The organism is Psychrobacter sp. PP-21, assembly GCF_033790785.1.
GTDB lineage: Bacteria > Pseudomonadota > Gammaproteobacteria > Pseudomonadales > Moraxellaceae > Psychrobacter.
Genome location: NZ_JAMYEB010000004.1, coordinates 57,503 through 71,583, shown reverse-complemented (window position 1 = coordinate 71,583; position 14,081 = coordinate 57,503). Strand labels below are relative to the sequence as shown.

Genomic DNA, 14,081 nt, shown 5'->3' with positions numbered 1-14,081 from the left:
TTAGAGTTTTATAGACCGCTTTATTTATAGTAATCGTCGTTTTTCTTGAGCCACCAGTTCATATTATCTTGACGTTTGGCACGGAACGCCTCTAACTTATCGGCAATGTTTTTGTTATGTCCTCGCGCGGTATCTAGAGCAAACAAAATAGGCACTGAAGACAATACGCCAAAACGTATTTTTGATTTTGGTAAATCTAAGCCATCACCAATATCATCACCGACTAAGGTACGAGTCACACTGGCGTTGACCATCTCCACAAACCGCCCACGACGATTGTCCTCGCCCATGAGCTGACGTGGTAAATCATGCAAGGCTTTTGCGAGTGGCTGCCCCATCTTAAAATCAAGCTGCTGAATGGATAGGTAGGTATACAGCCATTCCCAGCAGGCTGCTTCATCTTTTGGCAGGCGATCTAAATCAACCCCCATCCAATAGCTGGCAAGATTCCATAAATGCAAGATACCTTCTGCTTCCTCGGTGCTGATACGGGCGCCCAGCAGTCGTAGACCGCGCATAATCAATAGAGAAAACTGTAAGTGTGTGGCAATCATATCGGTTTGATTGATGGGCACGCCCCAATAATCGGTGTTCCAGCTGCCATCAGGATTATGATGCTGGTCAGCATTTGTTATCACACCTATCGCGGCATTGCCCTTACCTTTGAGTAAGTTCTGACGTACCAAAGTATGGATTTGACGTACTTTGATGGACTGTCGCCAGCCTTCAGAGCCGATGGCCAATACTTGATCAATAGCGTTATGATGATTACGCGTACTCATATCTAACTGCGGATGCTCAGACACGGCCAAGATATAGGCATAGGTGCGCATGAGTCGCGGCAGTGCGTCATGCATCAGTGCGCCAGTCTGAATCAGTGGCAATGATAGGGCGGGAATACTATAGCCTGCCATGAGTGCCACATTACGCAGTAGCCAAATGAGCATCAACGGATAGCGTCTGTAAGCAACGGCACCAATCTGAGCAAGTTTGGGGTCGAACCAGTCAGGATGCGTACTGAACTGCTCGGCTAATGTACTAAATGAGGGATGGACTAAGTGATCACCAGATATATCGTCACCAAGAATAGTCTGCTGCAAAGGCTTTGCAAAACGAATGTTATCAGCGGCTAGTGCATCTGCAAGCGGGTCACCAATATCGTAGCCGGCAACTATTTCATCAAGTAGGGTAGGCGAGATTTTAAAATCTTTCGGTAATAGATACCGTTTGATCCGCTTTAAAACCTGTAAATCACTATGATCATTGATGGCGGTGGTGCGCCCGTGACGCTGATAGGTTTTTTTTGATTGATGATGAGGTTGTGTAGAGATACTTGCAGTATTGGTGGTTTTCTTACTCATATGATCAAGTGCCTTTATGATTAAGTTATAGCCTGATTTAGCTATAGATCTAATATCTGCAACATCAAAGCCGTCTATAGCGATCCCTCATAAAACCGAATTGATGCATCCAGCTGTCTTTGCGTCTGCTTAATATGGTGTTTGATACGATATTTGGTATAGTGCCTTTCATCCAATAGTGATAGCAGTGTTGCACAAGTTTTTTTTCGCTAGCAAGACCGAAATTCGAGCCATTTTTTAGCTTATCGATTTCTGTATGATAATCCTTAACAAGCCTTTGACCGCTGTTAAATTTATCGTTTAATAGATAGCCATTTAATAGATAGTTACTGAGGTTTTATGAGTCAGCTGGTTGCAGTATATCTATCCACGATAACAAGCGACCTGTACATAATAAAAAACGACTTATAAGCTAAAGGCTCATAAGTCGCTCGTTTTGATATTAATGAGAGCGGGTCAAGTCGACCGACGTGCCGCTGACATTGTCTTTTAAGCTCACTTTGAGCATGATATAACCTGCGATACCAGAGACGATAGAACCCATGATGATACCCAAGCGCTCATCAAACATCGTTGTATCACCAGCAAACGCCAAGCCGCCAATAAATAAGCTCATGGTAAAGCCAACGCCACATAATAATGCTGCGCCATATATTTGCTTATAGTCCATCCCTTTTGGCATGGTTGATAGACCAAGCTTGAAGATTAACCAGCACATGACCATAACACCCACTTGTTTGCCGATGAACAGGCCTGCAGCGATACCTAGCGGCACTGAGTGGAATAGCTCAGCAAGACCTGCGCCCTCGAGTGATATCCCCGAGTTGGCAAAAGCAAATATTGGCAAAATACCAAAGGCAACAGAGTTATGGAGATCGTGCTCTAGCTCCTCTAATGGAGAGTGCTCAGGATCAGTACGGTCAAACATAGGGATAAATAAGGCCAAAACCACGCCTGCCAATGTGGCATGGATACCTGATTTGAGTACCGCAATCCACATGACGATACCGATAAGCAGATAAGGCGTAATACTGGTCACATTGCGACGATTGAGCAGATACAAGAATGGCAGACATAGACCGGCTACTGCCAATGACTCCAATGACAGCTCACTAGTATAAAATAGAGCAATGATTAAAATCGCACCAATATCATCAAAAATAGCGATAGAGACCAAGAACACCTTTAGGGAGTTGGGTACGCGGCTACCTAATAGACTCAGAATACCCAGTGCAAAGGCAATATCGGTTGCTGCAGGAATTGCCCAGCCTTTCCAGTACTCAGGCTCATTGAGATTAAAAAGTATATACACCGCCGCTGGCATAATCATACCACCTAATGCTGCACCAGCTGGCAAGATGATTTGCTTGACGTTAGACAGCTCACCGATGAGTACTTCACGCTTGAGCTCAAGTCCAACTAAGAAAAAGAAAACCGCCATAAGGCCGTCATTGATCCAGTGGTGCGCATCTTTGGCAATAGCAAAATCGCCAATCTGAATCGCAACTGGCGCGTGAATAAAACTTTCGTACCACACATGAAGAGGGGAGTTGGCAATGATCATTGCAGCAACGGCAGCCAATGCTAAGACGATACCGCCTGCTGCCTCAAATTCAAAAAATGCCTTAATCCTTCGTATTGCCATATCATCCTCATTCGCTAAATACAATTTACTAAATAACCTCAAATATCCATCAATGTCTGCGCTACCAACAATGCGAGGGTAGCAAATAGACAGCAACAGTTTCTCATACTCTTATCGATATAGACAACAAAATACGCCCAAACAAACCTGCTAGCCCACTTTATTGTACTCATTATAGTGACATTATAAAGGTGATACGCTGAGCAACATAGTTGTAAGTCGTTAAATCTTTTTAACAAAAGGTCTTTTATAAATGATACCCCAGTCGTTATTAAACAAATTTAGCAGACTTTGGTAGGTTTTTGGCTTTTTTTGCAGTTTTATCTCTATAATGATCGACGCTTTACGAGGTTGTCCCGGTTCCCTTGTCGATTTCAACTATTCAATTGTCTGACTGCTAGTAGCCTCACATCAGTGACATGCTAGCCTCATCTTTCAAGCTCACTTTTTTCTTACGATATTTTGCAGGTCAGCGTTATGGATTTAACTTTCTCATTAGAGATCATTTTGATGCTCACTGCGGTGGCAGCATTGGCAGGATTTATTGATGCTATTGCTGGGGGCGGTGGACTACTGACCATACCTGCCATGCTACTGGCTAACATCCCGCCAGTACTCACGCTAGGCACCAACAAGCTCCAAGCGGCCTCAGGTGCGCTTGCAGCTTCTATTACAATGATCAAAAAAGGAGTCGTTAAACCACAGCGTATAAAAGTGGCGATTATTGCCGCTTTTATCGGGTCAGTCATAGGTACCATCGCGGTGCAGATGTCGCCACCAGATTTACTCGAAAAACTGATTCCTTTTTTGATTGCGGCTATCGGTATTTATACGTTGTTTGCGCCTAGGCTTGGGGAAGTAGAAGCCGCACCGCGCATCTCAGAGGGTAAATGGCAAAAGATTGTAGCGCCGCTCATTGGTTTTTATGATGGCTATATTGGTCCAGGCACAGGGATGTTTTTTGCGCTTGGCAATGTAGCACTGCGTGGGCGACAGATTATCGAGGCGACAGGTACGGCAAAAGTATTGAATTTATCTACCAATATCGGCTCACTCATATTCTTTATTTTGGGCGGTAATGTCCTGTGGAAAGTAGGACTGGCGATGATGGTAGGTCAAACTATTGGTGCGTATTTTGGCTCACATATGGTGGTAAAGGGCGGCAGCAAGCTCATTCGTCCGATGATTGTCGTGGTATGTTTGGCCATGCTGACCAAGTATGTTTTTGGCTAAATAAAAATAATAAATCTATCTATCACAAAAAAACCTCAGTCCATGTGCATGGGTGACTGAGGTTTTTTTATGACATTATTTATCCAATAGATGTGATTAGCGGCGACGATCTACGTCATCGTACTCACTACCCATGATGCCATCGCTGAATACTTCAGAGAATTCACGCTCGTTGTTTTCGTCTATATGACCATCGAAAACGTCTTTTGCACCAGCGTTAGGGTCATTATAAATAGCCAAATCCATTTTGCCTTCTGATTTTGCTACAATAGTCGTAACAGCAGCATCGCCGCCGACATTTACAGCGGTACGTAACATATCAAGGATACGATCCACACCCAAGATTAGACCAATACCTTCGATTGGTAGACCAACCTGAGCAAATACCATAGACAGCATGATGAGACCAACACCAGGCACACCAGCTGTACCAACAGAAGCAAGGACTGACATTAAAATAACGGTCAAGTATTCGGTAACTCCCAGATCAATACCATAAATATTGGCAATGAAAATGGTCGCTGTACCCTGCATAATGGCGGTACCATCCATGTTGATGGTGGCACCAAAAGGAACGGTAAACGACGCAACTGAGTTATTAACACCCATACGCTTGGTAACGGTACGCAGCGTAATAGGAATCGTCGCGTTCGAGCTTGACGTACTAAAAGCAAAGATCTGTACTTCACGCATTTTTGCCAAAAAGGTCTTGATAGATAGACCTGATGCGACTTTGAGTACAATCATCATCGTGATGAAAAAGTGGAATGCTAATGAGCCAACTAATACCGCAACATAACCAAGTAATGACCAGATCAAGTCTAGTCCCAGCTCTGCCATTGCTTTGGTCAATAGTGCAAACACACCATAAGGTGCTAGGTTCATAATGATCGTCACCATCTTCAAGATGACTTCATTAATAAGCTCTAGGCTCTGAACCAAACCTTTGGCAGGCTTGCCAACCATCAAGATACTCACACCGATCAAAATCGCAAAGAAGATAATCGATAACATGTCACCATTGGCCATCGCACTGATAGGGTTCGATGGGACAATGTTTGAGAATACATCAAGTAAAGGCGGTGCTGACGCGGCTTCAAAAGTCGCATCAGTACCAATGTTCATGCCCTTACCAATACCAAATAGTGAACCCAGTCCAATCGCTGTTGCAATCGCAAGCGCGGTGGTGAACATATAGATCATAAATGTTTTGGTACCGATACGTCCTAATAGACGAATATCACCAATACCGCACACACCGCAGATCAGTGAGATAAGTACCAATGGTACGACCAACATTTTTAGTGAGTTAACGAATAGCTTACCGATAATGGCAAGAAAGCCATTAGTGATATAGGTATTAACAAACCCACCTTCGCCATTCAATCCCGAATAGTTTAAAAATAAACCCAGCGCAATACCGAGCACCATGGCAACAATAATCTTGCCCGTCAGTCCCAAATTCTTCCACATAATTCATATCCTTTGTGTGCACAACAGCGCTATAGTCAGCAATCACTCAGAGCTCATGATCGTGTTTATTTACCTAACTATAATGCGTGTTATGACTATTAAGTTATTATGATTGTCGTTTGATGTCACATTTTCGGGGACAATATAAAAGAATAGTTAAGGGCACTGCAAGATTTTTTTACCATTTTATTCTGAGACGATGATAATTTTCACAACGATGTGCCCATAAAATAATCATTATTTATTCTAAACCGTTTGTTTCTTATATGAAACAAAATATTTATGAAAGAGTTTTGAGGCTGGCTAAACATCGAGCTTTTATATCGGATATCGGACCAACCTAATGCAACGGACTCAGTATCGACTTTAAATGCCCCTAAATTTTAGTAATAAAAAAAGCCAAACGGTCGCATAGGGACAGTCTGGCTCTTTGGGGGTAGATAGCACTATAAGTACTAAGCGTAATAGTGGCGCTATCTAAAATAAATGCTTATTTATACTTTATCATCCTCGTGTGGTACATGCACTGGCTGCTCCGAATGCTTGAGAGTATTCGCTTCAGCACTATCATTAGCCTCATCGGGTGGATCAATGTGGCGACTGTGATTGTTACTCATACGCTCACTGAGATGTGATTCAGCATCACGGTAACGATGATCTAATGCTTCTGCTTGCGGTTTTGATTTCTTAAAATCTGTCTGTGAGGTTACTTCTTCGGCAGTATCCTGTTCGCTTACCATCTCTACGTCACCATCACTCTCGTAACCGTGATTGGGGTTTTCGTCACCCGTTTTTGTATCTGTATCTGAAGTATCATTCAGCTCAGCAGTAGCCGGAGTATCAGTAGCTAGAGCGTCAGTATCCGCTGCCGTATCACTATCGTCAGACATACCACGTTTATTTTTAGCCTGCTGTTTTAGCTGAGCATAATCTGTCAATTGATGAACCGCGTTTTCAAGCGCATGTGGATTGTCGCGTTCTAGTGCTTCTGATAGATGCTCGTCAAATGTATCAGTTAATAACGAATCAAAGCGCATGGCATTGTATTGAATCAATACTTCTGCTTCTTCTTCAGTAATCCCGCCATTTTGGCTTGCATGTACCACATGGTCTTCAAACGTCAATCCTTCAAAGCTGTCTTGATGTTCTGCTTTTTTGAACTTCTGCCATAAGGGTTCGATCTCAACGAGTGTCTGATAAGCATGTTCCATACGACCAGTCACATCGTCTGCATCGGTATTGTAATAGACCATGGTTTTCAGATAATCACGGAACGGGTTTGCCGCAAAATCATCCATAAAGGTGTCGCCCAATTGACGCTTGAGTTCATCACCCGCTGGCGTAAAGATACGCCCACTTGGGAAGGTCACAAAGCTAACCACATTGGCTGCCATACGATTCGGGAAGTTGGCAAAGAAAGAGACAAAAGCTTCTTGAGCCGTATATAAGCTATTTTGTAGCGCAACTTCGGCATGTAAGCGTTCAGACTCTGATTTACTACCATACTCGTAAAACTGCAAGATGGCAGTCGCAATGAATAAGTGGCTATGAATGTCTGCTAAGCGACCAGACAGCATCTCTTTGCGTTTTAGATCGCCTGCTAGCAAACCTAACGCCATATCCGCAGTTAGTGCAAAGCTCGCGCTTAGTCGGTTGATATGCTTGTAGTAAGGACGAGTGAAAGCATCAGCAAAACTTGGTGCATCATTACTACCACCAACGTAACCTGCTACAAACGCTTTTGCACCACGGTTAAAGGTATAGCCCAAATGCTTAAAGAAAAGAGTATCGAACTCTTGGGTCGCCGCAGCTTTATCTTCGCTTTGTAGCAGTTGCAGCTCGTCAAATAGATATGGATGACAGCGCATCGCGCCTTGACCAAAAATCATGAGTGAGCGGGTCAAAATGTTGGCGCCTTCGACAGTGATAGATACAGGAATCGCTTGATAAGGCGTCGCCAAAAAGTTACGTGGTCCCATCTGTACGGCGCGGCCACCAACCACATCCATACCATCGTTGACCACACTGCGCATGGTTTCAGTCGCGTAGTATTTTGCCATGGCAGTCATGACGGATGGCGTGCCACCTTGGTTTAATCCGCAAGTCACCAAATGACGAAACGCTTCTAACATATAAGTGTTACTCGCCATACGGCTAGTAGCGTCTTGTACACCTTCAAATTTACCTACTGATATCTTGAACTGTTCGCGAACTTTTGCGAACGCACCGACAGACAAATAGGTCATTTCACTGGCTGATGTAGATAGAGCTGGTAAAGAAATACCACGACCAACGCCGAGACATTCCATCAGCATCCGCCAGCCGCGACCAGCGTTTTCGACACCGCCGATGATGTAATCTAACGGGATAAAGACATCTTTACCATCGACCGTACCATTCATAAATGGTGAGCCGATCGGATTATGGCGTGGACCTGTCACGACGCCTTCGTGACTAGCAGGAACAAGCGCACAGGTAATACCATAATCAGTTTTTTCAGGATTACCAAGCAGTCCTTCTGGATCGTGCATTTTGAATGCCAGACCGACTACAGTGGCGATAGGTGCCAAGGTAATCCAGCGCTTAGAAAAGTTCATGCGTAAACCGAGTACTTGCTCGCCCTCATGCATGCCATAGCAGACCACGCCAGTATCAGGAATTGCACCTGCATCAGATCCTGCCTCAGGACCAGTCAGACCAAAGCAAGGCACTTCATCACCCTTGGCCAGACCTGGTAGCCAGCGCTGTTTTTGCTCATCGGTACCGTAGTGCATTAGTAGCTCACCAGGGCCGAGCGAGTTGGGAACCATGCAGGTTACAGCAGCAGTCGGTGAGCGCGACGCAATCTTACTCATCACGCGGCTTTGTGCATAAGAGCTAAATTCTAGACCACCGAACTCTTTTGGAATAATCAAACCCAAAAAGCCGTTGTCTTTTATAAATTGCCATGCTTCAGGTGACAGCTCCTTATCCTTATGCTGAATTTGCCACTCATCGAGCATGGTACACAAGGCTTCTACTTCATTATCAATGAAGCTTTGCTCTTCTTCTGATAGTTTCGGATAAGGGTAGCTGGCAAAAGTATCCCAGTTTGGTGCCCCCATGAACAGCTCTTTTTCCCACCAGCTAGTACCCGCATCAAGCGCTTCACGCTCGGTATCACTCATACTTGGCATGGCACCGCCGAGTGCCTTATAGACAGGCTTTGTAATCAAGGATTGGCGCAGTGGTGCAACGAGTAAGACCAAGCACAGCAGCGCCATTGGTACACCCAAGATGAGCGACCAGGGACTAATAACTGCCGTAACGATGACCGTTATTAGCGCGACGATACTGCCAGTAACCCGTGATAAGGACAACAAAAAGATGGCCAGGACCACGGCTAATTGAATGATGACTGCCAAAATAAACAAGCCAATTGCCATGACTATCTCCTTTGAAATGCTGGATAAAAAGCGTGAAAAGTATGTGAGTGAAACAGGTAACTGTAATTATTGTTATGTCTTACCACTTACTGTTTTATAAATAAATCGAATGATTTTCTAATTACTAAATGCCCGGTTCTACATTTTTTAAATGTTAGTATTAAAGGTCTAGCAAGTGATTGATAAATAAATAACAAGAATGGCCACTAATATGAAACAGTTGTCGATGACTATCAAGACCCAAAATGCTACGCTGTGTCGACAATATGTATCAAGCAGTGTATAGCTATTAGGCTCTGATGGGTAAAGCCTTAAGAGTGACTAAAATATGGCGACTTGCTAAGCAACTAGCGTTATAGACTAGCCAAAAGGCACAAGACAGCTTTCGGCATAGGATAAGGTTTCATTGCGACCAACAATAATATGATCGACAAGTGAGATGTCTAATAAGTCACATGCTTTTTTTAGCTCATAAGTCAGTAGGTTATCCGCATTCGATGGCTTTGCGTCAGTATGAGGGTGGTTATGGGCAATGATCAACTGACTGGCAGCGTGGCTCAGGGCATGTCGCAATACATGCTTCATACAGACAGAACAAGATGAGATACCGCCAGTAAACAGTATCTCAAAGTTCAAAAGGTTCAATGCATTATCGAGACAAAGTACGGCAAACACTTCACGATGCTCGCCGCGTAACTGGGTGCTGATATAATCTTTGACCACCTGCGAGCGTCCAAGCGCCTGACCTGTTTTGAGCTTGCTATCTAGATAGCGTGTGCCCATCTCAAGCGATGCCAGTATCTGAGCGTATTTCGCAGGCCCAATCCCGTGACAGGCGAGAACGGTCTGTTGCGGCGCAGACAATAGCTCAGCTAAGCTGCCAAATTGATCGATTAATTGACGCGCCAGCTCAATCGCTGATAGAGACTGAGTCCCTGTCCGCAAAAATATAGCCAATATCTCAGCATCGGATAAATGGGCTGCGCCAAATTTTAGTAGTTTTTCGCGTGGTCTGTCGTCTTCATGCCAGTCTTTGATTGCCATTGTCACTCCTTGAAAATGGATTGATACTGCTTGTAGCCTACTTACAATAACACGGTCAATAACTCGGTGGTGGCATCAATATAGCAAGCCAGACTCATGTGCCACTGATACTCAATTTCTTGTATTGTCTTATTGCGTATGGACTATAACGAGGTAAATACGGAAAATCTTACCCAATTTATCTCATAGTTGTTACTATAAGCGCAATTTTATCTTTTTACTTTTTTGTTGATGCCACGCTTATGTCCAATATTGTGCTTGCTATTACTGGCGGTATCGCCGCTTATAAATCTGCCATATTTGCCCGTTTATTAATCAAATCAGGCTTTGATGTGCGCGTCATTATGACGACAGGCGCACAAGCTTTTATCACGCCGCTAACCCTACAAGCGTTGACAGGTAACGAAGTGCACGTCTCATTGCTTGATGAGCAAGCAGAGGCTGGCATGGGTCATATTGAGCTGGCTAAATGGGCTGATTTGGTTGTCATCGCACCTGCATCTGCCAATACGCTCGCACGTCTGGCCATGGGTATGGCAGATGATCTATTGACCACAGTGTGCCTTGCCACTACAGCACCTGTCATTGTTGCTCCTGCGATGAATCAGCAGATGTGGGCGCATCCAGCGGTAAACTTAAATGTACAAACCCTGCAGGATATGAATTATCAAATTATCCAACCAGCCAGCGGCGAGCAAGCGTGCGGTGATGTAGGCGCAGGGCGGTTGCCTGAGCCTGAGCAGTTATTAGCCGAAGTATTGCTATTCAATGCAATACAAACGACACCCCAACTATTAGCAGGTAAAAGGGTCGTTATTACTGCAGGTCCAACGGTAGAGGCAATTGACCCTGTACGCTACTTATCCAACCACTCTTCAGGAAAAATGGGCTTTGCTTTAGCGCGAGCCTGCGTTGCAGCTGGTGCAGATGTCGTCTTGATTGCAGGCGGCAAAGTCGCTCTGCCAACACCGCTCAATGTCACACGTATCGATGTGCTGTCTGCCGAAGATATGCTGATTGCTGCACAGCAGTGTGTGGATGGCACGCACAGTGAGCTGCAACTGGATTTTGAAGAAGAACACGACCATTCTCATAAGTATATGCACGATCATTCTCATACCCACTCCAAAGAACATCATCATAGCGATTGTGGTTGCGGTGAAGATGGCAATCATAATCACGACTATGACCACGACTCGCTACATTCTCATGATCACAACCCAGTCACAAAGGCAGATGTCTTTATCGCGACTGCAGCAGTTGCCGATTATCGTACTGAAGAAGCCGCACCGCAAAAAATCAAAAAAACGCAAGATGCGATGACACTCAGCCTGGTTAAAAACCCTGATATTTTAGCGACCATTTCTCTTGCGCATCCAGAGCTGTTTGTCGTCGGCTTTGCCGCAGAAACGCAAGATGTTGAGCGTTATGCACGTGGTAAATTGGTCGCAAAAGATCTTGATATGATTGCTTGTAACGATGTCTCACGCGCAGATATTGGTTTTGCCAGCGACGATAATGCAATGCAGGTATTTTTCTCAGAGTATTATGCACGTGATGCGATAGCACTAGAAAAGACCAGCAAAGACAAAATCGCTGAGCAGTTGGCTGGCATCATCGGTGAAGCAATCGGTCAACGCAAAAACGGCTAAAGGTACAGGCTTACAACCAGTAGATATGAGCGCAGAGCCTAAAATGGTGTGACCGATATGATAGATATGGCTGGTAACGATAGCACTCAGATGCTAGTGCTGACGATTATTTTTGCGCTGGCATCGCTGTTACATGGTATTAGTGGGCTGGGTGTGACCTTGGTGACGACCACGGCGCTTGCCAGTATTTACCCGTTGCCACACGCCATTGTCTTGGTTATTTTCCCCTCTTTACTACTCAATGCAATGACATGGTTGGCAGGTGGTGAGCGCACTATTTGGCAAAACTTTATCTATTACGGCAGGCGCTATTGGCTGCTTGCGCTTACCAGCTTACTCGGTAGTATTTTGGGCGCTAAGCTGTTGCTATGGATCAATAGCGCTTATATTTTATTGCTATTGGCGGCGGTGATAGCCTTTTATGTGGTGAGTAGTCTACTCGGCAAACAAATCCGTTTACCAGATACCAAGCCGGTACTGATTGCTGTTGGCTTTAGTGCAGGCGTTATCGGCGGTTCGACCAATGCCATGTCTACCATTTTGATGATGTATTTGTTGTCTGCAAGTGATGATAAAAACACTATCGCCAAAGTGGGCAACATGTGCTACTTCTTAGGAAAAATCGCCCAAATTATCGTCTTACGCGAGCCTATCATGGCGCTTAGCAGCGGCGAGTGGCAGTTAATTGCTTTTTTGAGTATATTGTCTATAGCCACGCTTTTGATTGGTATTCGTTTACGTCGTTATTTGCCACAAGCACGTTTTCGTCAGCTTATCTTATTGATCTTAATCGTGCTCGGCGTACGCGTTGGCTGGCAGGGGATCACGGCACTATTGTAGCATCGTTGTCTTGATGCACTATGTTAAGTCAGAGCCAATATAGGAGGGACACTCAACATAACAATGGTCAGCTCAAAGGCTAGCTCAAAATCTTGCTGAAGTTACCAAGGCTACTGAGATTGCAAGAGTTGGTTTAGTCGGCACAATCGAGTCTCTCAATATGGTTTAACGGTTAAACATATTTAAGAGAATAGTCGCGACGACACTAATCACTATCATAGTCACTACTGGGAAATACACTCGCGTATTGCCTGAAGTATGTTTGATATCGCCTGGCATATTACCTATCCAAGAAAAAGCACTTGGAAACAGCAACCAGATAATACCGATAATAACCAATACAATACCTATGCCTATCAATAGTTTCGCCATATAAACTTTGCCTTATGTCGTTGTAAGTTGAACAGTCTCACTAAAATATATCTGCTGTGCCAAACGAAAAGTATTACAGTGCGCTTCGACCACATCTTCGATATCTTCTGAATAGCCACCGCCCATCACGATAGCAACAGGAATGCTGGCAGCTTTTGCTTGTTGCAAGACGTATTCATCACGTGCTTTGCAACCTGCTGGTGTCAAACCAAGTTTGCCAAGCTTATCTGTTGCAAGCACATCAACGGCAGACTGATAAAAAATCATATCTGGCGCAACTTCAGCAATTAAACGAGGTAACGTCTCCTCTAATATCTGCAAATACGCTTCATCACCTGCATCGTTGTCCAGCTCGATATCTAGATCGGACACTTGCTTACGAAATGGATAGTTCTTGGCACCGTGCATACTAAAGACAAAGACGCGTGGCTCATTCATCATGATGCTGGCATTACCATTGCCTTGATGAACATCCAAATCTACAATCAAAATCTTTTGTGCCTGTCCGCGATTTAATAATAAGTTGCTGGCAATACAGACATCATTAAAGACACAAAACCCTTCTCCATGACCGGCAAAAGAATGATGAGTACCACCTGCGACATTCATGGATACGCCATATTGCTGAGCATAGAGTGCGCACTCATAGGTGGCATGAGCAATATAGCGGCCACGCTCCACCAGCTGCGGCGTCATCTCAAACCCAATGGCTCGCGCAGCCTTTCGTGGTAGGGTTTGCGTTTTGAGCTGATACCAGTATTCTGGAGTATGTGTGGTCAGAATCTCAGCTTCGCTTAAGCGGGCAGGGGCAAAGAAATTGTCTTGGGTAATGGTTCCTTCTGCCAGTAGGCGCTCAGGAATCAAGATGTACTTTTGCATGGGGAAGCGATGTTTTTCGGGCACAGAATAACGAAAGACATCAGAGTAGGCAATTTTTAGCATAAAAATTCTAGCTTCATATTGAGGGTTGTTGTAGATAGGGTGGTTATTTTAGATAGATAAGCACAAAGACAGAGGCGAGCTATCGCTAATTATC

The 14,081-nt window shown here is 44.5% G+C and carries 10 protein-coding genes; 3 read left to right on the top strand and 7 right to left on the bottom strand.

Translation table 11 applies throughout. The annotated features are described in order from the left end of the window. Positions 1-20: 20 nt before the first annotated feature. Both NJD71_RS05465 and nhaA read right to left on the bottom strand, forming a co-directional pair. Positions 21-1,361 (bottom strand): oxygenase MpaB family protein, encoded by a 1,341-nt coding sequence (locus tag NJD71_RS05465; protein WP_442967653.1) that lies wholly within the window; start codon positions 1,359-1,361, stop codon positions 21-23. A 442-nt stretch (positions 1,362-1,803) separates the two neighbouring features. Continuing rightward, entirely contained in the window at positions 1,804-3,006 is a 1,203-nt protein-coding gene (gene nhaA, locus NJD71_RS05460; protein WP_319050935.1) for a Na+/H+ antiporter NhaA, read from the bottom strand. A 477-nt stretch (positions 3,007-3,483) separates the two neighbouring features. Between nhaA and NJD71_RS05455 the strand changes: the two genes are divergently transcribed. Continuing rightward, positions 3,484-4,239: a TSUP family transporter gene (locus tag NJD71_RS05455; RefSeq protein WP_319050934.1), complete on the top strand. Its 756-nt coding sequence runs from the start codon at positions 3,484-3,486 to the stop codon at positions 4,237-4,239. A 96-nt stretch (positions 4,240-4,335) separates the two neighbouring features. Here NJD71_RS05455 and NJD71_RS05450 read toward each other — a convergent pair whose 3' ends face one another. The 3 genes from NJD71_RS05450 to radC all read right to left on the bottom strand — a co-directional run bounded on the left by NJD71_RS05450 (position 4,336) and on the right by radC (position 10,181). Next, the gene (locus NJD71_RS05450) at positions 4,336-5,712 is read right to left on the bottom strand and encodes a dicarboxylate/amino acid:cation symporter (protein ID WP_319050933.1); all 1,377 of its coding nucleotides are present in this window, start codon (positions 5,710-5,712) and stop codon (positions 4,336-4,338) included. Between the two features lie 494 nt (positions 5,713-6,206). After that, entirely contained in the window at positions 6,207-9,137 is a 2,931-nt protein-coding gene (locus NJD71_RS05445) for an acyl-CoA dehydrogenase (protein WP_319050932.1), read from the bottom strand. A gap of 360 nt (positions 9,138-9,497) precedes the next feature. Beyond that, positions 9,498-10,181 carry a RadC family protein gene (gene radC, locus NJD71_RS05440; protein WP_319050931.1) on the bottom strand — a complete coding sequence of 228 codons (684 nt, stop codon included), beginning with the start codon at positions 10,179-10,181 and terminating at the stop codon, positions 9,498-9,500. 242 nt (positions 10,182-10,423) lie between these two features. On the opposite strand from radC, the gene coaBC reads away from it, so the two are divergent. Further along, positions 10,424-11,833 carry a bifunctional phosphopantothenoylcysteine decarboxylase/phosphopantothenate--cysteine ligase CoaBC gene (coaBC, locus tag NJD71_RS05435; RefSeq protein ID WP_319050930.1) on the top strand — a complete coding sequence of 470 codons (1,410 nt, stop codon included), beginning with the start codon at positions 10,424-10,426 and terminating at the stop codon, positions 11,831-11,833. 57 nt (positions 11,834-11,890) lie between these two features. Beyond that, positions 11,891-12,673, top strand: a complete 783-nt coding sequence (locus NJD71_RS05430; RefSeq protein WP_319050929.1) for a sulfite exporter TauE/SafE family protein — start codon at positions 11,891-11,893, stop codon at positions 12,671-12,673. A gap of 165 nt (positions 12,674-12,838) precedes the next feature. On the opposite strand, the gene NJD71_RS05425 is transcribed toward NJD71_RS05430, so the two are convergent. Together NJD71_RS05425 and NJD71_RS05420 are read right to left on the bottom strand one after the other, a co-directional pair. Continuing rightward, on the bottom strand, positions 12,839-13,045 hold the full coding sequence (locus NJD71_RS05425; RefSeq protein WP_319050928.1) for a DUF2905 domain-containing protein: 207 nt from the start codon (positions 13,043-13,045) through the stop codon (positions 12,839-12,841). A 12-nt stretch (positions 13,046-13,057) separates the two neighbouring features. After that, complete coding sequence (locus NJD71_RS05420) at positions 13,058-13,987, bottom strand: histone deacetylase family protein (RefSeq protein WP_319050927.1); 930 nt, start codon at positions 13,985-13,987, stop codon at positions 13,058-13,060. Between the last annotated feature and the right edge of the window lie 94 nt (positions 13,988-14,081).

Coding starts and splice junctions, on each gene's coding strand:
- NJD71_RS05425 (WP_319050928.1), bottom strand. CDS start 13,045: ATGGCGAAACTATTGATAGGCATAGGTATTGTATTGGTTATTATCGGT.
- NJD71_RS05430 (WP_319050929.1), top strand. CDS start 11,891: ATGATAGATATGGCTGGTAACGATAGCACTCAGATGCTAGTGCTGACG.
- NJD71_RS05445 (WP_319050932.1), bottom strand. CDS start 9,137: ATGGCAATTGGCTTGTTTATTTTGGCAGTCATCATTCAATTAGCCGTG.
- coaBC (WP_319050930.1), top strand. CDS start 10,424: ATGTCCAATATTGTGCTTGCTATTACTGGCGGTATCGCCGCTTATAAA.
- NJD71_RS05465 (WP_442967653.1), bottom strand. CDS start 1,361: ATGAGTAAGAAAACCACCAATACTGCAAGTATCTCTACACAACCTCAT.
- NJD71_RS05450 (WP_319050933.1), bottom strand. CDS start 5,712: ATGTGGAAGAATTTGGGACTGACGGGCAAGATTATTGTTGCCATGGTG.
- NJD71_RS05455 (WP_319050934.1), top strand. CDS start 3,484: ATGGATTTAACTTTCTCATTAGAGATCATTTTGATGCTCACTGCGGTG.
- nhaA (WP_319050935.1), bottom strand. CDS start 3,006: ATGGCAATACGAAGGATTAAGGCATTTTTTGAATTTGAGGCAGCAGGC.
- radC (WP_319050931.1), bottom strand. CDS start 10,181: ATGGCAATCAAAGACTGGCATGAAGACGACAGACCACGCGAAAAACTA.
- NJD71_RS05420 (WP_319050927.1), bottom strand. CDS start 13,987: ATGCTAAAAATTGCCTACTCTGATGTCTTTCGTTATTCTGTGCCCGAA.